This window comes from Phaeobacter sp. JH20_02 (assembly GCF_048056915.1).
Lineage (GTDB): Bacteria > Pseudomonadota > Alphaproteobacteria > Rhodobacterales > Rhodobacteraceae > Phaeobacter > Phaeobacter bryozoorum.
Genome location: NZ_JAYMVP010000014.1, coordinates 31,654 through 53,561, shown reverse-complemented (window position 1 = coordinate 53,561; position 21,908 = coordinate 31,654). Strand labels below are relative to the sequence as shown.

The window sequence follows — 21,908 nt, the reverse complement described above, 5'->3', positions numbered from 1 at the left end:
CCCCCTCACCCCGCCTTCGGGGCCGGAACGCATGTGGAGGAGGGCGGCAGGCAAGCTATTTGTTTCGCGATGCAAAGCGGGGGCTCGTCCCCCGCGGCGGAAATAGCTTGCTTGCCGCCCTTGATGGGGCGTCCCCTTTGACGGCCGCCTGCCCATCTCTTGAAGGCCGCTCGGGTGTCGGGTGGATGAGATTTACCCGGGAAGAGGCAAAGGTGATGATCCAAACCCGCGACAGGACTGCAGGACCCCTACTCCCTCAACCCCTGACCACCCTCTGCGCGATGCGGCTCAGCCCAACAGGCGTTGGCGATCCTCAAGCCCGATCTGCCCTGCCAGATGCTGGCGCAGCGCCTCTTTGCCGGTCGCCCGGAGATCATCGTTGAAATCCCCGAGTTGTGGCTCGAGCACATGGCACCCAATCCCGACCTCTGTGGCTCTGGCGCTCAACCTCTCTGCCGCGCGTTGCCCGGCCGGATCGCGGTCGATCGCGATGTAGAGGCGCTGCAATCCCTCTGGCAGAAGGACGGCCCCGAGGTGACCCGACGACAGCGCCGCCCAGACGGGAAGGCCCGGCACTGCCTCGAACAGGGACAGCATGGTCTCAATGCCCTCGCCGATCACGAGGATGTCGTCATGCGGGGTCAGCCTGACAGCATTGCCGAGGAGGTGACCCATGGCACGCCGCTGCGTTTTGACCGCCGCCTTGCCCTTCCCGTCGTGCGCCAGCCAAGTCCGATGCACACCCTGCAGGGCCCCTGCCCCATCGGTGACCGCAGCGATCAATGCTGGTCGGGGAATGCTCTTGGTCTGGCCCTCATCCCGATGCCAGCACGTCGGGTGGAAGCGCAGCGCGCTCATCGTGCCGCCTTGGGTGATGCCCCGGGCGCGAAGGTAAGTGTCGGCAAGCGTGCCTGCGACTGGCATAGAGGCTGCAAAGAGCCGCGCCGCCGCGGCTCGTGTGCCACCGGGGGCTTTGGGCTTCTTCGGCACTGGCGTATTCGGGAGGACCGGCTGGGGACGGCCAAGATGCGCTCGGGCCTCAGTGAGAAGATCGGGAAAGCGGGAGATCCCAGTCCGCTCGCGGATGATGTCCAGAAGATCGCCATGCTCGCCCGTGGCGCCATCGGTAAACTTGCCGGCAGCACCCGGCCCAGACGCAGGCCCGTTCAGCCGCACGAAGAGCGACCGGCCGGGGTTGTTCTGCAGGTCGCCCACGATCCAGTAGGACCCTTCCCGCCGTCCGGCGGGAAGGTAGGCGCGACACACGCTCTCTGCATTCTCCGCGAGTGCGCGGATCACATCTTCGGTCTCGGAATACATGGCTCAGCACCCTCCACGCGCATGTAGTCCTGTCACGGGACAACGTGCAAGCAGACGATCAAGCACTGCGATGCCGCTGGAGTCTGCTGGGCAGAAGAGCCGCAGCTTCCAGGCGATGATCTCCGAGAAGAACCCATCTGCCTTCAGCCGGTCCTTGGCGGCACCCAAAAAGCCCGACAGTTCGATCCGGTTCACCCCCATGACGCGGGACCGGTGCAACTCCATCCCCTCGGCCAGCCGCACCACAGTCTTGCCCTCCAGAACAAGGGCATGGACCTGCGCAGCTGTCAGCTGCGGCGCGTCAGCGGCCAGCGTGGTCGCGACCCACGACGGCGAAACGCGGCGACCGATGATGCGCTGGCCATCGTCGGTTTGCAGTCGGTAGACGCGGGTCTCATCCTGCGGCAGTTGCTTCCAGATCGGCAGCAGCAGCCCCGCCACAATATGCAGGGTGGTTTCCGAGAACTCCGGCACCTCGGCCAGTTCTGCCGTCCAGGCGGCGGCGAAGGCCGTGCGGTCGGCTTCCAGCCAATGGGTGTCGTCCATGATCTTGGCCGGAACCGTGCTCGCCTCCAGCGGGCGGATCAGCCGCAGGCGGGGTTCGATGGTGCCATCGTCCATCATTAGACTGGTGGCGGGCACCTGCACGGCAGACCGACCCGAGCGGCTGTTCACCAGCAGGCGTGCCTTGGGGTCGTCGAGCCAGTCGAGCGCATCCGCCAGCGTAGTCGGCGTGTTCCGCCGTTTCTCCGCGATGGTGAGGAGTTGGGTTTCCGCGCCGGAGCCGGGATGGGTGTAGATCACCCGTGCGTCCGTCACCTGAAAGCTCTCGGCGCGCAGCGTCTCGAGCCCGAGGTCATAGACCCCGGCCGCGATGGCCCCCTCGATTCGCTGGTCGAGGAGTTCCTCGAAGGCCGCGAAGAGCACGGCCTGCATGTCGATCGTCAGCGCCAGCAGGCGATTGAGGAAGGTCGTGATCGGGGGCAGATCATCCTTCAGACCATTGTCATCGGTCAGGCTGAGACCTGTGGCATCCTCGAAAGCGCCAAGTGAGCACCCCGCGACATCGCCGCGATAGATGCGGCGGTAAAGCTGGCGCAAGGCATCGCGGGCATAGGGAGACTCCAGATTGTCCTCGGGCCGGAACAGCCCCTGCCCGCCGGTTTGACGCTGGCCGCGCGTGATCGCCCCGAGCGTGTCGAGGCGACGCGCGATGGTCGAGAGAAACCGCTTCTCCGCCTTCACATCCGTGGCGACTGGTCGGAACAGCGGTGGTTGCGCCTGATTGGTCCGGTTTGTGCGGCCCAATCCCTGGATGGCGGCGTCTGCCTTCCAGCCGGGTTCCAGAAGGTAATGCACCCGCAGGCGCTGGTTCTTTGCCCTGAGATCAGCGTGATAGCTGCGCCCCGTGCCGCCGGCATCCGAGAAGATCAGGATGCGCTTCTGGTCATCCATGAAGGCGGCGGTTTCCGCGAGATTGGCCGAGCCGGCCCGGCTTTCGACCACGAGGCGCGCGGCATGCCCTTCGCCCTTGCGCACGATGCGGCGCGAGCGGCCTGTCACTTCCGCCACCAGATCGGTGCCGAAGCGCTGGACGATTTGATCCAGCGCGCCGGGCACCGGCGGCAGCGAGGCCAGATGCTCGATCAGCGCGTCGCGCCTGCGCGCAGCTTCGCGACATTCCACCTGCTGGCCGTCGCGCGTGACGGGCCGCGAGGAGAGGTTGCCTTCGCTATCGGTGAACGGCTCATAGAGCTGCACCGGGAAGGAATGGGCGAGGTAGTCCAGGCAAGCCTCTCTTGGCGTGATATCCACCCGCACATCGTTCCACTCGCCCGGGGGGATGTCCGACAGGCGGCGCTCCATCAGCGCCTCGCCTGTCGAGACGATCTGGATGACGGCCGCGTGGCCTGCGGCGAGATCGGCGTCGATGGCAGCGATCAGGGTCGGGGTTTTCATGGAGGTTAGCAGATGGCCGAAGAAGCGCTGCTTGGCGGATTCGAAGGCGGATCGGGCAGCGGACTTGGCTTGGCGGTTCAGCGTGCCGTTCTCACCCGTGATATTGGCCGCTTCCATCGCGGCGGCCAGGTTGTTGTGGATGATGGCGAAGGCTCCGGCATAGGCATCGTAGATGCCACGCTGCTCCGGCGTCAGCGCGTGCTCGAGCAGCTCGTATTCGACGCCATCGTAGGAAAGCGACCGGGCGGTGTAGAGGCCAAGGGACCGCAGGTCGCGGGCGAGGACCTCCATTGCCGCGACACCGCCCGCCTCGATGGCCTCGACGAATTCCGCGCGCGTCGCGAACGGAAAGTCCTCGCCGCCCCAAAGACCGAGGCGCTGCGCATAGGCGAGGTTATGGACCGAGGTCGCGCCCGTGGCCGAGACATAGACCACGCGGGCATTGGGCAACCTGTGCTGAAGGCGCAGACCCGCCCTGCCCTGCTGCGAGGCCGTGACATCGCCGCGCTCGCCTTTCGATCCTGCCGCATTCGCCATGGCATGGCTTTCGTCAAACAGGATCACCCCGTCGAAATCTGCCCCCAGCCAGTCGACGATCTGGTCGACGCGGGACTTTTTTGCGCCCCGCTCCTCGGAGCGCAGCGTGGCATAGGTAGTGAACAGAATGCCTTCGGTCAGCGGGATGTCTTTGCCTTGCGCAAAGCGCGACAGTGGCGTCACCAGCAAGCGTTCCTGCCCAAGGGCCGACCAATCGCGCTGCGCATCCTCCAGCAGCTTGTTGCTTTTGGAGATCCAGAGCGCTCTACGCCGACCCTGGGCCCAGTTGTCGAGCAGGATCCCGGCCGACTGGCGGCCCTTGCCCGCACCGGTGCCATCGCCAAGGAAGAAGCCACGGCGGAAGCTGACGGCGTCCGCGGCATCGTCCGGCGCGGCCGAGACCATGTCGCCGGTTTCATCGACAGTCCAAGACCCGGCAAGATACGCGCCATGCGCCTCGCCCGCGTAGATCACGGTCTCAAGCTGCGCGTCGGACAGAAGGCCATCGCGCAGGATAGCGGTTGGAAGCTTGGGCCGGTAGCTGGGTTTCGGGGGCGCGACCGAAGCCATGGCCGCAGATTGCACAAGCTTGGTCGGGTGCGGTTCCGCTCTGGGGATGTCGATCGCCTGCAGCCGGAAGGTCTCATAAATGGCATCCGACAGGCGCGCGCTGGTATCATCCTCGGTTGCATCGCGCAGGCTGTAAGCGAGGTCGGCGGCGGCAGTCGGCGCAGCGGTGGTGGTGGCGGGTGTTGCTGGCGCGGCGCGCGATGTGCTGATGGCCGTGCGCGTGGTGCGGGCAGGATTTCCCGGGAAGAGGAAAGTGCGGCCCTGCCCGGCTGGTGCGACCTGCGCCAGCACGAGGCGCGGGGGGACGTGGGCAGCGATCAGCGAGAGCAGGCTGGCGACATCAGGCGAAATCGGGCGCGCCAGATCGGCGGTGATGCCGCCCGCCTCGCCACCACGACATTTGTCGAAGACCGAAATCCGCGTCTCGAAGCTGGTGCCGTGTTTGGCGAAGGCAGCACCAGACACAGCGCCGGTGAAGACCAGATGCGCGGACTCGGTCAGGCGAGCGAAGGTCTCGGCCCAGGCGGGGGCGTCGGGCGTAAAGCCGGCACCCGTGATGGCGACCAGCCGTCCGCCGGGGGCCAGACGCGCAAGCGCCGAGCGCAGATGCCGCGCCGTCGCCTCGGTGGTGCGGCCATCGACATTGGCAACCGCCGAGAAGGGCGGGTTCATCAGGATGACGCTTGGGCGCAGATCCGCGTCGAGATGATCGTCGATCTGCGCTGCGTCAAAGCCCGTGACCGGCCGGCCCGGAAACAGGCGGTGGAGGAGATCAGCGCGGGTGTCGGCAAGCTCGTTCAGCGCGAGGCTGCCGCCCGCGATTTCCGCGAGGATCGCCAGAAGGCCTGTTCCGGCCGATGGTTCCAGCACCAGATCATGCGCGGTGATCTGCGCCGCAGCCAGTGCCGCCAGCCCCATAGGCAGCGGCGTCGAGAACTGCTGGAACCGCTCCATCTCCTCGGACCGCCGGGTGTGCGTGGGCAAAAGGCCCGCCACCTTGGCGAGGATGGGCAGGAGTGCCGCAGGCGAGCCGGCACGTGCCAACAGCGCACGGCCAAACTTCCGCAGGAACAAGACCAGCGCTGCCTCGCCCGCCTCATAGGCCAGCTTCCAGTCCCAGGCGCCGGTCGCATCGGAGCCACCAAAGGCGCGCTCCATCTCAACGCGCAGGCGCAGCGCATCGATCTGGAAACCCTGCGCCAGATCAGTCTGCAGCGCTTCGGCCACGCTCAAGATCGCAGCGGCCGTATCGAGGGACGGGATAGGGGCGACAGGCGCAAGGGCGCGCTCGGTCGCAAAGGGGGCGAGATGGGTCATCGGGAAACTCCGGAATGAGGAACAGGATCAGGCCCGGACACCCTCTTTCGAGCACCCTCAGGCCTGACCTTCCCCGGCCCTCCTCTTTCTCTCAAACCTCATGATTTTCGCGGGTGGCTTGATTTTGTTCCTGTTATGTTCTATTTTACGAACCAAGCTAGGAAGGGAGAACCCCGATGGAAAGCACCACTTACGTCCTGCCCGCGACGCCAAAGCAGATCGCCTATGCGCGCGCGCTGGCCCTGCGCAACCAGACGCTTCTGCCGTGGGAGGTTCAGCAAGATCGGCGCTCCTTGAGCGCCTGGATCGACGCACAAGCCAAGCTCACATCCGCGACAGCGCAGGACAGCCGCCCGACATCAAAGCAGGTCGCATTTGCCGAGCGCCTCGCCCGCATCAAGCGCCGCGCCGTTCCGGATGAGTGTTTTCGCGACAAGGGGCTGATGTCGAAGTGGATCGACGGGAACAAGTGAAGCTGGGCAGACCCTGCGGTGATCGAGATTACTTCAGCCGATCAACAACCGATGCCCCGCCCGATCTGGCAAGCGCGATCAGGCTGGACTGGATCCTGGATGTGAAGACGGAACTGAACGTGCCAATGGGCGTGCGATCCTCCCAGACATAGGACCGCTCCAGAATATCGGTGTTGATCTCGTCCAGCATGACCCACTTGCGAACATGGGTTTCCAGCCCCACGCGCTGCGACTCGATCTGTGGCACCTCGATAAACTTGCGCGAGGGCAAGGGCGGCTGCGTCGTGATCGGCAGGATGAATACCACGGTCTCGCTATCGGACTTGGCGACAGTGACGGCGATACAGACAGGCCGCGTCTTGCGGCCCTCGGTCTCACCCGCCATCTGTTCGCGTTTCCACAGGAACGGGTAGCGGAAAACCTCTCCAGCACTCGGCTTAGTCATCCGCCTGCGTCAAGTCCCGCTCGAGCCCTTCTATCATCAGCGACTTGAGATCCTCGGGCATCTCGTCAACCATATGAGCCTGTTGCGTGGCCCCCCGGGTGAGCTGCTGGTACTGATCCATGCTCATCAGCACGAATTTCGGCTTGCGATGTTTGGTGATCGCGATCGGCGACCGAATGGCCGCGTCAAACAGGTCACTTGTGTGCCGCGTCAGGTCGGCCGCCTTGAACTCGGGAAGATCATGCATGATCGAGGTCTCCATTTGTGCAGAATATACATACATTCTGGATATTCTGCAAGAGATGGGTTGCGCCCGCCCATGTGTCATCCGAACCGCCGCCCTGCTTCGGTGAAGGTGTATTCATTGGCGATGATGCCGTCCTCAACGGACTCATCCGAGGTCAGGTGGTCGTATTCAGCCTCAAGCTGGCGGTAGAGCCAGCGGGCGAGATCGCGGATCGCCTCGGTCACGGTCTCTTCTGCGTCCTCGGTGGGCGGCTGCCAGGTCGGGCTGTCGCGGGTGACGTCCACGGACATGATGTATTCGTGGTAGTAGCGACCGCGGTGGCTGACCTCGGCAGCGAGCTGGTAGAAATTCCGCCGCTGGATGGCCTGCAGCCAGTCGGCTATGCCATGCAGCGTCGCGTCCGTCGGGGCGTAGTCCCGGATGCGCGCGGCCGCGCCCTTGGAGTGGGACCAGTAACCTTCGAAGCAAGCCCCGTCGCCCTGGCTCCAGAAGCCTGAGAACCAGATGCAGGGCTTGGCCCGAGTCCCGCCGCCCATCAGGCGCATGGGCGTGGTCTTCAGGCGGATTCCGAGGATCTCGCAGATACGCTCGAAATCCTCATAGACCGCGTCCCACCAATCGTCGTGAGGCCCAAGCTCGCGATACCAGCTGCGCGCCTTTTCCTTGGCGATGTCGGAGAGTTCAGGGAACTGGTAGACTGTTGTGCAAATCACCTCAGGCATCGACGTCCTCCCCGTTCAGCGCGGCGGCCAGCCATTCTTGCGTGCTGGTCCAGCCGATGGATTTGCGGGCACCGAGATCGATGATATGCGCGCCGCCGCCGAAGGCGTCGAGGCGAGGCCGGGAACAGGTCAGCGCGTACTGGAACCCCCATAGACCTGTGAGGTCGAGGTCTTCCGCAAGGCGCAGCACGAAGTGGATGACCGCCTCGACATCGCCGTGCTCGTCGTCATGGATCCAGAGCGTGCTGCCCTCGGGCGCGTCCTGGCGCGCAAGAGTGAAGCCTGAGACCTCCGGGTCATCGGCGTCCTGATCCGCGGCGCGCAGGTCATGAAACAGCGCGAGCGCGCGGGCGGCCTTGTCGGGCGTGCCAACGTCGATCAGGCATGAGAAATGGGTGAAGTAATCCGCCATGGGAACCTCCTGAGATTGAGAAACCCGGGCCTTGGGGCCGGGCCCTGGATTGGGATGAAGGGTTGGTTGGAAGCGATCAGCCGGTCGGATTGTCGCCCGATGCCTGCCGCGCGGCATGCGCGCAGAGCATCTGCCGGTAGAAGCGCTTGCGCGCCGTCCGGAAGCTGCGCACGGCGCGCGTGTCGGGGTGCAGCGCTCGGACCGCCGCGCGCAGAACTGTCTGGGGCGATGCCGTCGGCGGCAGACCGAGGCGCAAGTATGCGGGATCAGTCATGTCAGCTGACCTCGACCACGGGCGAGGCGAGATGCGGATCGACCTGCGCCTCGATCCGCTCGGACCGGCCCATCCAGGGTTCGGGCCTGATGGCCTTCACCCAATCGGCAAAGCCCGGGATGAAGCCGAGATCCTCTTTCACATGTTGTTCGCCAACCCATCGGGTCGGGATGATGCGCCCGGTCGAGAGCGTGAGGGTCTGGCCGAAGATCGTCTCGGCCATGAATATGCCCTCGGCATGTTATCTGGACAGTCAAGTTGTCTCTTTTTGAAAACTTCTTGCCATCATTGGGGTTTTCCCGAGTGGCATGGGTGAGACAGTTCATGGGGGCTCCCTCTCTTCTTATCCCTGTTTCACCCCCACCCAGCTCACCTCTTTCTCTTTCTGATCGTGACCTCAGGTGCCGCCCTGGGACGGCGGCCTGAACGGCAGGACTTTCGGGTCAGCCCGCACGATCTGCTCTTCAAGAACCGCGATCAGGCGGCGTTGTTCTTCACCCTGCAGCGCGAGGATCTGGATTTGTTGCGCCAGGGTTTTGACGGTCGCGCGCAGCTCGGCCATCTCGCCACCGCGTGCGGCCCGCAGCTCGGCTTCAAGTTCGCGGATACGCTCCTTCAAGCCCGCGACAGATCCCGACCGGAACCGCGCCTCCGCCGCACGAAACTCCGCAAGAACGGCGGTAGCCCGGTTGGCCGTTGCCCGGCTGACACCGGCCTCGCGCGCGAGATTGGCGACGGTGAGGCGCCCGTCGGTATGGACGGAGGTTCCTTCGAGCAGTCGCATCATGGCGGCGCGCAAGGCGACTTCGGTCTTCTGACTGACGGGCCGTGTCATACCTTTGGGTCCTCCAGATGAGCGATCAGCCGGCGCTTTCGATCATTGTCCTGTGTGATTGCGACCTTCTGAACCGCTGACAGGGTGTTGCCCTGCAGGAGGCGCTCACCCTCTTCGATCGAAGCCTGCCAGGGCGCAACATGACGCGTGGTCAGACAGGAATTGGGGCAGCGGTCCGGGCTGCAGCGCGAAATCACCGGGGCCACCGGCTTGTCGTCGGGCCGCAGGCAGAGGGCGCTGGCGGGCTCAAAGAAGCAATCGTTCAGAAATCCGACATGCAGCGTCTTTCCAAGATGCGCCAGCATCGTTCTCAGGCGCTTCTGATCGAGGATGCGCCCGGGCAGATCACCGAGGGTGTCCCGAACGTGGTCGAACTCCTGCTTGAGGCGGGACGATGCCGGTCCGCCGGGCTCGTCACCCTGCAGGTAGGCCTCATAATAGGCGACGACATCGTCCAATTGACCAAGCGCCCGTTCCTGCTCGACTGCCCGGCGAAAATCGCCATGCGGCGCGCCGGCATAGCCCTCGAACATCGCCACGGAGGCGTGCTTGTACTGGATCTTGCCAGCGATCACGCCGAAGGGGCGGTTCGCGATGTACCATGCGATGGTGCGCCGGAACTGCCGGGTGCTGAGATGCCATGCGCGCCCATCTACATGTGGAATTGCGGGCGGGTTTGCGACCTTTGCATCCAGACCGTCTCGAAACATCTCGATGATCGGCGACGCCTGCGCTGCCAGGTAGTCCGCGGTCCAGTCCCATGGCTTCAGCGAGACCCAGAGGGATCGAAGATCACGGTCGCCGCGCGCTCCACGCGACAGGGCTTCCATGGCCTCGACGGCACGGGCGACCGGCGCGATGGTGATCCAGTCGGCGGAAACACCCGCCGCCTCGCGATGCTTGTAGACGGTGCTCCGCACACGATAGCGCTCTATCAGGTTGTCGGCACTGCGTTCAACCGAAACGCAGCCCGGTTCCATGTCCTGCAACTCGCTGTCGCGCATTCCGGTCAGATAGGCGCAGACGATGTAGCAGGCCGCCTGCAGCATTCGTTCTTCATGCGGCAGGCTGTCCGTGTCGAAACGCTCCCGCCAGGGCAGGCAGGTATCGGGATCGAGGCTGATCGGGGTATCCATGCCGCCAACCTCGGTTCCCATCTCACCCGCCATCTGGTCCAGCATCCTCACGGTCGCGGTGGAACTACTGAGGTTCCCCGTTTGAGGACAGCCGATCTGAAGGCACATCAGCCTGAAATTATACGCGTTGCCTTCCTTAACATCGGGGACACCGCGGGTGGTGTTTGGACGGCGCTCCCAGATTGGCACGCCCCGCCCTTCCACCCGTCGGACCTCGAGCCAGGTACGAAGACGGTAGCGAAACCGTTCGTGGCGGGTCTGGCGCGCATCCTCGGCAATGATCTGGGCAGCACGGGCTTCAAGGCGATCCAGTTCTTCGTGCGCCGCGATGATATCCGGGGCGAAGACATCGACGTATCGCATCGACCAGTGGAGCAACGCGCCGATGACCGGTTCGGGGATGCGCGGCGTGGTGTTCTCTGAGCTCGTCCGGCTCCGACCGCTGACATTGCTTGCTGTGCGCCCACCCCAAGGCAGGAAGGGAATGCCGCCCCCGGTCACCCATGGCCCGAAATGATGGAGGTCGATGGGGACATCGACATAGAGGCGGATCTGTTGCGATGAACGTGCGCCGTCTGCCCCCAGATGCGCCAGATACGCGTCCAGCACTTGCTGGTCGACGCGCGCCAGTTCGACGGAACCGATACGATCGTGCAGGAACTCTCCGAAATGGCGCAGGAACAGCAATGTGCCCTTGGCGGTCGAGGGGCCGCACGGGCCCCGGTAGCTGCGCAGCGGCGCCTGAAGGCGGGCAAGCATATACTCCTTGGCGAGCCGTCGAAGCGCGGGGTCTGCAATGGCCCCGAAATCCACACGAAACGCGGCCGGACGCGCGTTGGCGCGAAACATCGCCGGACTGAGATCCCAGACATCGTCGCCGAAGCGGGACAGCATCGACCGCTCCGATCCCGGTCTGAGCGGTCTGCCTGCGAGGATGTCGGTGTCGTCGGGATGGATTGCCGATGGCAGCGATGGCCTTGCGGTCGCGAAGTCTGGATTTGCTCTCATGCGAGACCCGCCTCCGGGGGAAGGTAGATCTGTGCCGATTGACTGGCTGCGAGGGCACGCGCGGCGGCGAGATCGGGCTCAGAGAACTGCGGCAATATCTGCGCGACGATCCTGTGGTGGGCCCTCCCGAACTTCGCCTGCCAATCTGCTTCGGACAAAACCTTGCGCTGGTCCACGACGAAATCCAGAAACGCCATCAGCGCGGGAAGCTTGCGGGTGGTGATGACGCCGTTGCGGCATTCGAGGCAGCCCCAGAACGGCACCGGGCAGGCCTCTCCCGACGTGGCGAAAGGGCTGCTGTAGAAGCCGGAACAGCTTGCCAGCCATACATCCTGTTCGCCTGCCAGCATTGCCGGAACATCGGTCGCCAAGCCCTCCGGAAAACCGGGCTGTGCCGAAGACGGAGCTGCCAAGACTTTGGCCTCGGCCTCCGGGGTCAGCACGGTAGGTTGCAAGGCATCTTCGACAGCGTCCATCAGCGCCTCGGCGATGGTAGCTTCGTGGATCGGCCGCAAGGCGGGAATGTCCCCATAGTGGTTCGCGGCAACCTCGACGGTATGTCCAACCGCAAACCGGCGCAGCTGACCGCCGGTCTTGCGATACCACGCAGACTTGTGGGTCTTGCGCAAACGCGAGAGGCAGAGCTTCAACGGCTTCCCGTCATCATCCTGCAACCCGTGATGTTTGACCCAGACCTTTCTAGCGGATTGCATCGGCAGAACGACATCGGTCAGGCGGCCGCGGCAGTAATACGTGAAAAGCTGCTCGCTCTTGAGATGACCGCGCGCGGTCGCGGTCCACTGAATTGCCAGGCGCAGCAGGCCGCCCGGGGTACCTGAGCCGCCATCCCGAACCCGGAGCCGCTTCCACTCGGCATGACGTGCGCGGCGCTTGCAATAATCGATCTCGACATAGCCGCTGGAGGGGTTCTTGAGGCAATCAGCGCGCAGGGTCTTGATCGCCTCGATCTCGAGACCGGTCTCCAGCGACAGCAGAACGAACAGAGCAATCAGATCGCCGAGGAGCAGATGCCGCGTGCCATGCATCCTGTCGCTCAGCCCCTCATTCGAAATCCCCGCATAGTTCCGTGCCCCGTAGAGTTGACGAAAAAGGTCGTTCTTGACGGTAATGAAACCGACACGGTCGATCTCCGCGAAGGCGTCCATCTCCAACCGGTCGATGCGTGTCTTGCACTCCTGCGCAAGCGCCGACCGGAATCGCTCGACGATCGCCGCGACGTCGGTACGCGCGGCCGCCTTCAAGGCCGCCCGGACACTGTCGCTGTAGGCATCACGCGGGCGCGGTGGAACACCTGGGCGCGTGCTGACATAGAGCAACCGGCGGGAAGCGGCCTCGGAAAGGCGGCCCCGTTCTCCCGCATCCGCCAATCGCAGCAGCATCACTACATCTCCCATCTGGTGGCGGCGATGGTTGGGATGCTGCCCGCGCTCATCCATCCAGGCGTCGAAGCCTTCGATGGTGGTGACATCCATATCGGCAAGCGCATGCACGGATGAGCCTGTCGCATCGAGATAGCGCCAGAACCGATGGACAGCCTCTGCCAGCGACATGGCGGTGCGGACAGTGCCCGCCGGGCCACCGACCTGACACGCCTGCCAGAGTGCTTGCGTGAAGGAACGCGCAAGCGAAGCACGACCCGGCAAACGCGTTAGGTCCATCGTCGCGGTCCGTCCGGCCAGGGTAATCTCGAAACGGCCCGCGGCGATGGCAATGGCCGCAGCGGGGCCGGGATCTGGAAGGTGTTCGGGAAAGCTTGCCCTCCGTCCCGGGCGGGGCTGTGAGACGCGGGCTCTGCCGGTCATTGTTCGTCCGCCATGAGTTCGTCGGTCCAGCGATCCGCCGCCGCATCGACGAGTTCCTGCGCCTCGGCAAGGCTGTCGAGATAGATGTAGGTGCTGGTGATGTTCGCGTGGCCGAGGAGGTGTTGGAGATGGCGGAGCGGATCGCCAAGCATCTGGCGATAGGCAGCACCATGCGCATCGGTCGGGTTGAAGATCCTGCCCACCTGTTCGCGTATCAGCATCGACAACATGTTGACCGCAAAGGTGTGCCTCAACATGTGCGGCGTGACAGTAATATCGAGACCGAAGGCCTGGCATCGCTGGCTTGCCCTGCGAAAAGCAACCTCCCAGGTTCCGGACGACACGGGTTGACCACGCTCAGTGAGCCAAAGCGATGCGTGTTCAGGCATCCCATCAGGCGATCGCAGCAGCCGTTGGCGGTCTTGTGGCCGGAGCTTGGTCAGCGCGATGCGCCGGCCACTGCCATCGATGGCGCTGCGGCCATCGGGTGACAATACGAGGGGGACGACCGGAGGAGGCGACGCCTTGGCGGCGGCAACGTGGCGCTCGATATCGCAATAATCCCCGATCAGCTTGAGCACACGGCGCGGCAACCGGATGCGGCGCGGGCGTTCGCCCTTGGTGATCGCGCTCGGAAGATCGAAAAGAAGTATCCGCGGGCTGTCCGACGTCAACCGAGGCAGTTCGTCGATGATCAGGCTGCCAGCCTCACCGAGGCGCATCCCCGTTGTTACGAGCAGTTCCGCGAAGACGGCATTCCGCTCGCCATTGCGGCCGCGCCAGGCTGGGTCCTCGGACCCGTCCGGCAATCTTCCTCTCAGGCCGATATCCCGGAACGCGAGGTAGCGGCCGATATCGACGAATTGCATGTCATGCGGGCGTGCGGCACGTTCCCGCGCCCTGTTACCCTCGACGACCTTGGGCGCTCCACGCCCTTGCCCATGACGAAAGGACAGGTCGTAACGAAACGGGGAGGATGCGATCAGGCCCTCTTCGAGCGCCCACCGATACAATTTGTCGAGCGCCGCGATCGCCCTGTTCCAGCTGGATGCCGAAATCCGGAACGGTGCATCCGACAAACGCCGTGCATGGTGAAACGCGATGACATCGTTGTAATCGGCACGCCAAAGCTGCTTGCCACCACGCCGTTCTTCCAGAAAGCGCATCCAGACGAAGATGTCATGGGCGTAAGCGCGCAAACTGTGCCGCGAACGAACCCCCATGGTCTGACAGGCGCGAAAGAACCGGTTCACTTCATGCAAGTAGCTTCCGTTCCGATCCAGAAAGAACGGCATGCCATCCATCAGGCCGATCCTGCCAGCGGCCTCGGTGAGGGACACGGAAAGATCGACCGGAACGCCTTCGACCGAAACTGGCGCGCGCAGCGCCGATCCGTCGGTGAAATACAGCTGCACCATCCATCCTCCAAAGGCGTTCGCGTCCAGCAAACGACGCCCGCGACTCCAGTCGCGCTCAAACCGAAACGCCGCCAGCCCCGTCCCTACGGCCCTTTTGATGGAGAGCGGGCCGGGGCTGGCTCATCTCTCAATCCCAAAGTTCCGCATAACCCGCGCCATGCACAGGAATAAGACGCTTCCATAGAGTCAGGATAAGGCATGGTGCCGCAGGGCCCGGTGCCGAAAATCGGCGGTGATCTCCTTGCTCTGGTCGAACCAGGTATGCACGGCGATGAAATCATCGACCGTGCCGCCCCATTTCTTCACTGAGGACAGGGCGTGGTGGTAGGGATGTGCCATCGTCGCCCCCTCAGAAATCGTGCGTGTAGAGTTCGGACGAGGTGAAGCGCTCGTTGAACTCGAGATGGATGCAGCGTGCGGACGCGTCGAAGCAGAACTCACCCCACGCGCCGTCGTTGTTTTCCCAACCGCCATGGGTGTCGGAGAGGAAGTCGTAGGTGAGCTGCTCGACGACATCCTCCAGCGAGAGCTGCCGTATTTCGACCTCAGGGTCGTCCCAGGTCAGAGCGGCGTAGTCGATCTCGGTCGCGGGGAATTCAACGGCGGTCTTGCCGGACCACGCCTCGATGCTTTCGATCTGGCCGCTGTCACCGGAACCGTCGAAGGTCACGGTGACATGGGTGATGCCGGCGGCCATGAGGCCATCGAAGAGACGATCTTTGTTGCCCGGGCGCAGGGCGAGGGTCCGGGCGGTGCGTTCGGCATGCGCGGCAAGGATCGCCCCGAAATCGACGGTGGAAGGCCGCAGTGGTGCTGCCAGAGTGGGTTCAGTCTGGGTCATGGATATCTCCGTTCGGTGAGGACAGGTCAGACCCCCCGGGTGGCGGACTCCTCTGCCCCCCGAAGGCTCAAACCCTTCCCATCCCTCCTCTGTCTCTCGGGCGTCACGCCGCGATCTGAAGCGCGCGGGCAGCAAAGGCGCGCCAGAGCGGGTCGACAAGGCGGGCATCCAGCAGATCAGCACGGTGACGCAGCCACTGCGCCAATTCGGGCTCGTGCCAATCAATAGCGCGGCCAGCCTGGGCGCGAAGTTGAACCGCCTCGGTCACGACGGCCCGCGCCTCAAGAGCATTGGCGACGGGGTGGCACCAAGCCACAGCGCCATGACTGGCGGCCCCGGCAAGAACCAGGCGCTGGTCGCAATCAAGGATGGCCAGAAGCTGCGGCGCTGGATTGAGGCCGTTGTCCTCCGCAAGTTCGAACGCCCCCTGCATGGCATCGGCCAGCGTCGCAAAACGCTCAACGACCACGGGGGCAGCGGTGCCCGACATCAGGGCTGCCGGCGTCCGGTGCATCCGCGTCAGCGCGAAAGGCAGGCTGGGATCAGAAGCGACAGTCGGGCCATTTGGGACAGGACCCATCGGGCGCGGGCTCGGTTGGAGCGGCAGGGGAAGGTCAAACATGGCAATATCTCCAACTGCGCGGGAAGCCACTCTCCCCGCCTCATCCGTCAAAGACCAAACCGCCGCCCTCTTGCTCGAAGGGGCGACGGTAGCAAGTCTGGTGCCACGATCAGAGCTTGCCGAGGGCCCGCAGGCTCAGCTCCGTTCCGGCACCGACGATGATGTGGTCATGCAGCGTCAGGCCGAGATACTTGCAGCCCTTCTGGATCTCCTTGGTCATGCTGAGATCGGCCTCGGACGGCGTCGGATCGCCCGACGGGTGATTGTGGATCAGGATCAGGGCGCTGGCGTTCAGCATCAGCGCCCGCTTGATCACCTCGCGCGGATAGACAGGGACATGATCGACTGTGCCGGTCGACAAAAGCTCATCGGCGATGATGCGGTTCTTGCGGTCGAGATAGAGGACATGGAATCGCTCGATGGGACCTCGGACGGTCAGAGCGCAATAGTCCATCAACGCCTGCCAGCTCCCGATGACCGGGTTCTGGCTAAGGTAACGGCCGAGGATATCGCGGGCCTCGAGGACGATGGTTTCTTCCTGGGGGGTCATGGGGGTCTCGCTGAAATGCGCAGGCCGAAGCCCCCCTGCCCTCTCGGGCGGGGCCAGTGGCATGCATTTGGAAGGGGAAAGCGCGACCGCCGCCGATGCAGGCGGTCGCGTTGTCGAGCCCGGCGTCAGCCGACCCGGTCGAGGAGCTTCTTGGCGCGCCCCTCCATGTCGAGGCGGGCATCCTGCTGGGTCTTGTCGCGCGCAAGCCGCGTGATGCCCTGCACGAAGTCGAAAATACTCTCGGGCGGGCGGCCCTCTTCCATCAGCACTTTCTCGATGATCTTCCCGGACTCCGCCTTCGAGAAGCCCCGCTTGCGCAGGAAATCCGCGCGATCCTCGTCGCTGCGCGCTACGATCTGCTGCCGCGCTGCCTTGATGCCGTTCACGAAGCCCTGCGGCGAGGAATTGGCGAAGCGCGTCAGCGCCGGGGCCGCCTCATGGGCAAAGCGGGAAGCGGCGTATTTCGAATGGCGGATGCGGATCTCCTGGAAATCCTCGACGCCCCACAGATTCCTGTTTTGACACACCGCCCGCAGGTAAAAGCTCGCCATGCCGAGGGTCTTGGCACCAACTTCGGAGTTCCAGCAGTAGAAGCCGCGGAAGTAGAGATCGGGGGAGCCGTCCGGTAGCTTGCCCGCTTCGATCGGGTTGCGATCGTCGACCAGGAACAGGAAGACGTCGCGGTCCGAGGCATAGAGCGTGGTCGTGTCGCGGCTGATCTCGACATCGGGGTTGTAGACCCCGGTCGACCAATCGAGCACGCCCGGCACCTTCCAGCGCGTGTCGCCGGTGCCATTGCCCGCGATGCGCTGCACCGCCTCGACCAGCTCGAAATCGTGGATGCGGCCGTAATCGGGGCCGGTCACGGCGCGCAGTTCTTTGCGGCCATCTTCGGTCTCAAAAGTCTTCACCTGTTCGGCGCGGTGGTTGGTCAGACCATATTGCAGGTTGATCCCCGCCAACGGCGCGGGCAATTGCCGCAGATAGGAGGCCGGGGCGCCGACGATGCTGGCAAGCTGGCCGAACGCCCAATGCGTGGGCGCGACCGGTTCTTGCGCCTTTGGCAGCATCAGGTGCAACCGCTCGGGGTTGTCGCGCGCGGCCTCGACACGGATGTCAGCGGTCTGCACCACACGGCTGCGGCTGCGCTCCGACCGGCCTTTCACATTGGCCCAGAGATCATCGAGCGACAGATACCGCTCGTCATCGGGCCGGTTGAACCATTCGGACGACACCCGCCCGTTCCGCTCACCCCGGCTCACGTCCACCTTCCAGCCACCAGCCCTCGCCGGTGCGACCGGATCCAGAACTTCTACAACGCCCATCGGCTATCTCCCGCGACGGGCGCCGGGAGCCACTCTCCCAGCCCTCAACCCGTCACCGGGAAACCGGCACGTCTCTCACTCTTCAAAAGTCGAGCAATGCGGGACCAAGCTGGTGTTCATGTTGTTTCGAACCGAACGTAGCTTATTTGCGCTTTCCTCGCGCGCCTTCAGGTGCCACTATGGTGCGTCTTGCGGCGAGAATGCCTCGAACAACCCGACCCACCTCTCCACCACGTGCGGCGGGATCGCGTTCAATCCCCGTGTCAGCATCCTTTGTTTGACCTTGATCGACAGCGGCACTTTCCAATGTTCGTCAAGTTGCACGCCCTGCGCCTGTGCCCAGGCTTCGATCTGGCCCACAATTGGCAGGCCTGCCTGCACAACGTCCGCGAACCTGACGTCAGGTTCGCGTTCCATTCGGTCCAGTTCGTCGGCGATGATGTCGAATGGTATCAGGTCTTCAATCTCGGCACGCTCGTAGCCAACATGGGCTGCGACGCTAAGCACCTTGTCCGGGCTTTCCGCATACAAACCCTGAGCCAAGTTGGCGCGCATCTGTCGGCCAGGTCCATCGTCGTCGAGCAGCATCATCGGCAGCACTTCGTCGCGACCAGTGAGGATGCTGGCCACTACCCGCGCTGTCTTCGTTCCGCCAGAGGGTGGGAAGACCAATTCTCGTTTGGGCGTAATTTTCGCGCCGGAGACCAAGAGAGCCTTGATTGCAGTCAGGTAATGCTGATCCGACGGGCCTTCGACCAGCACGGGCCGACAACCAACAAGTAGGCTCTCAGCGACGCTCAGGTTCAGTGCAGAATGGACGGCATACGCCGCGCCCGCCTGCTCATCCCGGCCTTCGCTATGCCGCAGGTTTGGTGTTGCCTTGGTGGTGCCGTCCGCCGCTACATAGACTTTCCGAGCCCTCTCAAGTCGATCCGCATCGACCAAGAAGGGTGAGTGCGATGTATAGATGATCTGGTTGGTCTGGGACAGACTTTCAAAGAACGCAGAGAGGTCACGTTGGGCAAGCGGGTGCAGCGACACGCCCGGTTCGTCGAGGAGCAGCACCGCCTTTTTGTGGTCGCCTCGGCTTTCGACAAGGAAGACGAGATAGAAACTCAGGAACCACTGCAAACCCGTGCTTCGGTTCTCAAGCTCTACCTCAGTCGGACGCCGGTCGTCAGCAACCCAAATACGAAAGTGATTTCCGTCCGCCTCAAAACGGAAGCGGTAATCGCCTTGCTTCCACCAATCCCGAAAACGAGTGGTCAGAGTTGCGCCCGCAGATTGCAGCAAGATTGAGCGCGTCCGTTTCTGCTCCGCGATTGCGGCAATCTCATCCGCGGTTGGCTCTCGGTTCTGGCCATTCACCTCTTTGAAGTCACGTCCGAGTTCTAGGATTTCCTTTGCCTCCAACTGCACGAAGCTGAACAGCACCCGCAGCGTTCTCGCCTTTGCGGCTTCTTTCGCCCCCAAATCCTGCCGCACGAGGTTCTCAACGACATGCGGCAGGTAGATTTCTGAATCGAGGTTGCCATAGTTGGAGTAATAGACAAATGGCGGGATTGCGTTCACGACTACTGCTTCAGCGCCTTCGACACGGCCTGGTGGCGGTGTCATCAGCACGCGGAGCTGGTCGCCTAGTTCTGACGATAGTTGCCTGACCATCGGGACAATAACGCTGGTCTCTGCGGGCTCTTCGGGTATTAGCGCATCGACTGCCTTGATGGCCGCGCGCAACTGAACCGCTCCAAGGTTCTCCGTTTCGGGCAGCGCGTCGGAGGTGGCCCTGAGGCCTTGAACCAACTGAGGCTGCAGCTCGGCTTCTTTCTTGAGAGCCTGCGCCGCTTCAACTGTGCCTGCGGCCCCCGTTAGCTTGCCCGCGAGCCACTCACGCGTAACGGTGGTGATCCGTTGGTGCTTTGGAAATTCGATGTCGTAGTGACCGTCGAAGAAGCGCGTGACGCGGACCGTCTTAGCAATCTCAGCCGAAATACCAGCGGCTTGCGCGATGGCAGCGCCGGATGCACCGGTATCAAACTCGGCTTCGATGAAATGGTAATCGCCCGGCGCGTTGCGGATTTCTCCGAACATCGTTTTCGGATAATCGGACGTCGGTTGAATCTCACCGTCTTGGGCAGGCTTTAGCTTCCAAAGTGGCAGCAGCAAGTTCGTCTTGCCAGACTCGTTGACCCCAATCAGCGCTGTCACGTCGTCGGCTTCAAGCCAACCGCTGTCGGACACGGACCGGAAATTGGAAACTCTGAACCTGGACAATTTCATCTGCGAGCACTCCTAATCAGGCGCAATACTACTGGTTGTGTTGCTGCAAAGCAATGCAACACCATGTACTGACATCAACAACAAGAATGAGAGCTAGAAAGGACCGGAGTCGCTTGAAGGATTGAATGATCTATCCCCGTCATGTCCAGTGTCGGCACGCTGCAGTTCGAGGGAATTTTCGCATGGTGGAGCATCAGGAAGATGGACTCCGAGCCGCCTTGCGGCAATCAGTCAAACCCGGCGGTCTAACCCGCCGGGCCCAAGGGGGAGACCCCGTTCCTCAGAACGGGATCTCGTCGTCGCGGTCGACCAGCTCGGGGTTTTCGTTCTCGGCCGACTTCGGGCGGCTCAGGAAGTCGACCTTTTCGGCGATGATCTCGCAGCCGTAGCGGTCGTTCCCCATGCTGTCGATCCACTTGGTGTAGTGGATGCGGCCGTGGACGAGGACCTTCATGCCCTTTTCGCAATGCTCGGCGACCGTCTTGCCGAGACCGTTGAAGCAGGTGATGCGGTGCCACTCGGTGTCCATGACCCGGTAGCCGTTCTCGTCGCGCAGGACGCGACCTTCCGAGAGGCGGGGGCGAGAGGTGGCGAGGCTGAAGTTGGTGATGTTGGTGCCGCCCTGGGTGGTGCGGGTTTCGGGTTTTTGACCGATGTTGCCGGCGAGGATGACGATGTTCTGCATGATTAGCTCCTGTGTTTCCTGTCTTTGGGACCGTCCCTTCGACAAGACCCGGAAAAAGCCCGTCGGGTGACGCGTGCACGGTGAACGGAACGGACGCCGGAAACCCCCAGAGGACCGGGGTGGAGCGGGCAGGACGCCACAGGCGGCCAACACGGCCCGGGCTGACGCGGGGTTGCGCGCAGGAGACCGAACGGGGTTAGGGGATTGTCAGTCGAAGGGATGGACCAGAAGACAGAGATGCGCGAGGAGCCCATGCCAGACCCTGTCATCCTGCCAATCGGGACAGCCTGACCCCCAATTCAGCACCTCCCTGGCGACGAAACGGCGATCAACAGCTTCGGCCACCCCTGCCCCAGCCTTCCGGGAGTTGCGGCGCCTTGCATCGACGGGCTATCGATACCGGATCATTCAGGACACGGACCGCACCAATGGCTGATTACGATCTCGAGGCACTGTCGCTCAGCGAGCTAAACAAAATGAAGAAGGACGTCGCCAAGGCCATCTCCACGTTCGAGGATCGGCAGAAGGCGGAAGCCCGCGCCAAGGTGGAAGCAGTCGCACTGGATCTGGGCTACTCCCTTGCCGAACTCGTGGGCACCAAAACGAAATCCTTGCGAGCGCCTGTCGTGGCGAAATACCGGCACCCTGAAAACCCGGCACTCACCTGGTCCGGCCGAGGGCGCAAACCGCAGTGGTTCGTGGAAGCACTGGAAGCGGGAAAGACCGCGAGCGACCTCGCCGTCAGTTAAAGGCCTGACCTACGCGATCGACCCTAAGCTGCCGCTGGTCGACCCAGCCAGGTACTGTGGTGCCGCCCGTCGAAGCGGTCATTCGCTGAACGTGCTAAATTGGACCCGCTGACCCGACTTCTTTTAAAAGCGAATATTCATCTGATCTTGTACAGCCGTCATCGCAAGTTGGTGGCCCACAAGCCTGCAATCCGCTAATGATCTGGTGGAGTGTCATGGACAAAGAAGGAATAGGTTACTCCAAGTGCAAGACCGTTATGCCGGAGATGTTGGCGACTTTGTAAAGCTTGGCCTGTTGAGGGCCCTATCCCCGGGACGGCAATTGGGCGTCGCGTGGTACCGGTACCCGGACGAGAGCCA

The 21,908-nt window shown here is 63.3% G+C and carries 19 protein-coding genes and 2 pseudogenes; 2 read left to right on the top strand and 19 right to left on the bottom strand.

Annotated features, from left to right (window positions below):
- Nucleotides 1–288: 288 nt before the first annotated feature.
- Both VWY34_RS03920 and VWY34_RS03915 read right to left on the bottom strand, forming a co-directional pair.
- Entirely contained in the window at nt 289–1,320 is a 1,032-nt protein-coding gene (locus tag VWY34_RS03920) for a toprim domain-containing protein (protein WP_416548834.1), read from the bottom strand.
- A gap of 3 nt (nt 1,321–1,323) precedes the next feature.
- Complete coding sequence (locus VWY34_RS03915) at nt 1,324–5,703, bottom strand: strawberry notch-like NTP hydrolase domain-containing protein (RefSeq protein WP_416548832.1); 4,380 nt, start codon at nt 5,701–5,703, stop codon at nt 1,324–1,326.
- Between the two features lie 176 nt (nt 5,704–5,879).
- Between VWY34_RS03915 and VWY34_RS03910 the strand changes: the two genes are divergently transcribed.
- Nucleotides 5,880–6,176 (top strand): hypothetical protein, encoded by a 297-nt coding sequence (locus VWY34_RS03910; RefSeq protein ID WP_416535736.1) that lies wholly within the window; start codon nt 5,880–5,882, stop codon nt 6,174–6,176.
- Nucleotides 6,177–6,204: 28 nt separating this feature from the next.
- On the opposite strand, the gene VWY34_RS03905 is transcribed toward VWY34_RS03910, so the two are convergent.
- The 17 genes and pseudogenes from VWY34_RS03905 to VWY34_RS03825 all read right to left on the bottom strand — a co-directional run bounded on the left by VWY34_RS03905 (nt 6,205) and on the right by VWY34_RS03825 (nt 20,799).
- Nucleotides 6,205–6,621, bottom strand: a complete 417-nt coding sequence (locus VWY34_RS03905; protein WP_416548830.1) for a hypothetical protein — start codon at nt 6,619–6,621, stop codon at nt 6,205–6,207.
- Nucleotides 6,614–6,904 carry a type II toxin-antitoxin system prevent-host-death family antitoxin gene (locus VWY34_RS03900; protein WP_416558529.1) on the bottom strand — a complete coding sequence of 97 codons (291 nt, stop codon included), beginning with the start codon at nt 6,902–6,904 and terminating at the stop codon, nt 6,614–6,616. Before VWY34_RS03900 ends, VWY34_RS03905 begins: the two co-directional genes overlap by 8 nt.
- Before the next feature lie 41 nt (nt 6,905–6,945).
- A complete protein-coding gene (locus VWY34_RS03895; protein WP_416551705.1) occupies nt 6,946–7,590 on the bottom strand; it encodes an antitoxin of toxin-antitoxin stability system in 645 nt (214 codons plus the stop codon).
- Nucleotides 7,583–8,002: a hypothetical protein gene (locus VWY34_RS03890; RefSeq protein ID WP_416548826.1), complete on the bottom strand. Its 420-nt coding sequence runs from the start codon at nt 8,000–8,002 to the stop codon at nt 7,583–7,585. Before VWY34_RS03890 ends, VWY34_RS03895 begins: the two co-directional genes overlap by 8 nt.
- A 76-nt stretch (nt 8,003–8,078) precedes the next feature.
- Nucleotides 8,079–8,276: a hypothetical protein gene (locus tag VWY34_RS03885; protein WP_127109533.1), complete on the bottom strand. Its 198-nt coding sequence runs from the start codon at nt 8,274–8,276 to the stop codon at nt 8,079–8,081.
- Between the two features lies 1 nt (nt 8,277).
- A pseudogene (locus VWY34_RS03880) lies at nt 8,278–8,517 on the bottom strand (DUF6915 family protein); the annotation flags it as partial.
- Between the two features lie 156 nt (nt 8,518–8,673).
- The gene (locus VWY34_RS03875) at nt 8,674–9,111 is read right to left on the bottom strand and encodes a hypothetical protein (protein ID WP_416548824.1); all 438 of its coding nucleotides are present in this window, start codon (nt 9,109–9,111) and stop codon (nt 8,674–8,676) included.
- A complete protein-coding gene (locus VWY34_RS03870) occupies nt 9,108–11,255 on the bottom strand; it encodes a hypothetical protein (protein ID WP_416548822.1) in 2,148 nt (715 codons plus the stop codon). Before VWY34_RS03870 ends, VWY34_RS03875 begins: the two co-directional genes overlap by 4 nt.
- A complete protein-coding gene (locus VWY34_RS03865) occupies nt 11,252–12,934 on the bottom strand; it encodes a hypothetical protein (RefSeq protein WP_416548820.1) in 1,683 nt (560 codons plus the stop codon). Before VWY34_RS03865 ends, VWY34_RS03870 begins: the two co-directional genes overlap by 4 nt.
- A 140-nt stretch (nt 12,935–13,074) precedes the next feature.
- Nucleotides 13,075–14,496: a tyrosine-type recombinase/integrase gene (locus VWY34_RS03860; RefSeq protein WP_416548818.1), complete on the bottom strand. Its 1,422-nt coding sequence runs from the start codon at nt 14,494–14,496 to the stop codon at nt 13,075–13,077.
- 195 nt (nt 14,497–14,691) lie between these two features.
- Nucleotides 14,692–14,835: pseudogene (locus tag VWY34_RS03855) on the bottom strand (DUF6915 family protein); the annotation flags it as partial.
- A 10-nt stretch (nt 14,836–14,845) separates the two neighbouring features.
- Nucleotides 14,846–15,337 (bottom strand): DUF6878 family protein, encoded by a 492-nt coding sequence (locus VWY34_RS03850; RefSeq protein WP_416548816.1) that lies wholly within the window; start codon nt 15,335–15,337, stop codon nt 14,846–14,848.
- A gap of 103 nt (nt 15,338–15,440) precedes the next feature.
- The gene (locus tag VWY34_RS03845; protein WP_416548814.1) at nt 15,441–15,959 is read right to left on the bottom strand and encodes a DNA repair protein RadC; all 519 of its coding nucleotides are present in this window, start codon (nt 15,957–15,959) and stop codon (nt 15,441–15,443) included.
- A gap of 109 nt (nt 15,960–16,068) precedes the next feature.
- Nucleotides 16,069–16,509, bottom strand: coding sequence for a JAB domain-containing protein (locus VWY34_RS03840; protein ID WP_068242599.1), 441 nt, complete (start codon nt 16,507–16,509; stop codon nt 16,069–16,071).
- A 125-nt stretch (nt 16,510–16,634) separates the two neighbouring features.
- Nucleotides 16,635–17,834 (bottom strand): hypothetical protein, encoded by a 1,200-nt coding sequence (locus VWY34_RS03835; protein ID WP_068242602.1) that lies wholly within the window; start codon nt 17,832–17,834, stop codon nt 16,635–16,637.
- A 177-nt stretch (nt 17,835–18,011) separates the two neighbouring features.
- Nucleotides 18,012–20,114, bottom strand: a complete 2,103-nt coding sequence (locus tag VWY34_RS03830; protein ID WP_416535728.1) for an ATP-dependent nuclease — start codon at nt 20,112–20,114, stop codon at nt 18,012–18,014.
- Nucleotides 20,115–20,394: 280 nt separating this feature from the next.
- A complete protein-coding gene (locus VWY34_RS03825) occupies nt 20,395–20,799 on the bottom strand; it encodes a single-stranded DNA-binding protein (RefSeq protein WP_111550034.1) in 405 nt (134 codons plus the stop codon).
- A gap of 428 nt (nt 20,800–21,227) precedes the next feature.
- On the opposite strand from VWY34_RS03825, the gene VWY34_RS03820 reads away from it, so the two are divergent.
- On the top strand, nt 21,228–21,548 hold the full coding sequence (locus tag VWY34_RS03820) for an H-NS family nucleoid-associated regulatory protein (protein WP_416535727.1): 321 nt from the start codon (nt 21,228–21,230) through the stop codon (nt 21,546–21,548).
- Nucleotides 21,549–21,908 lie beyond the last annotated feature (360 nt).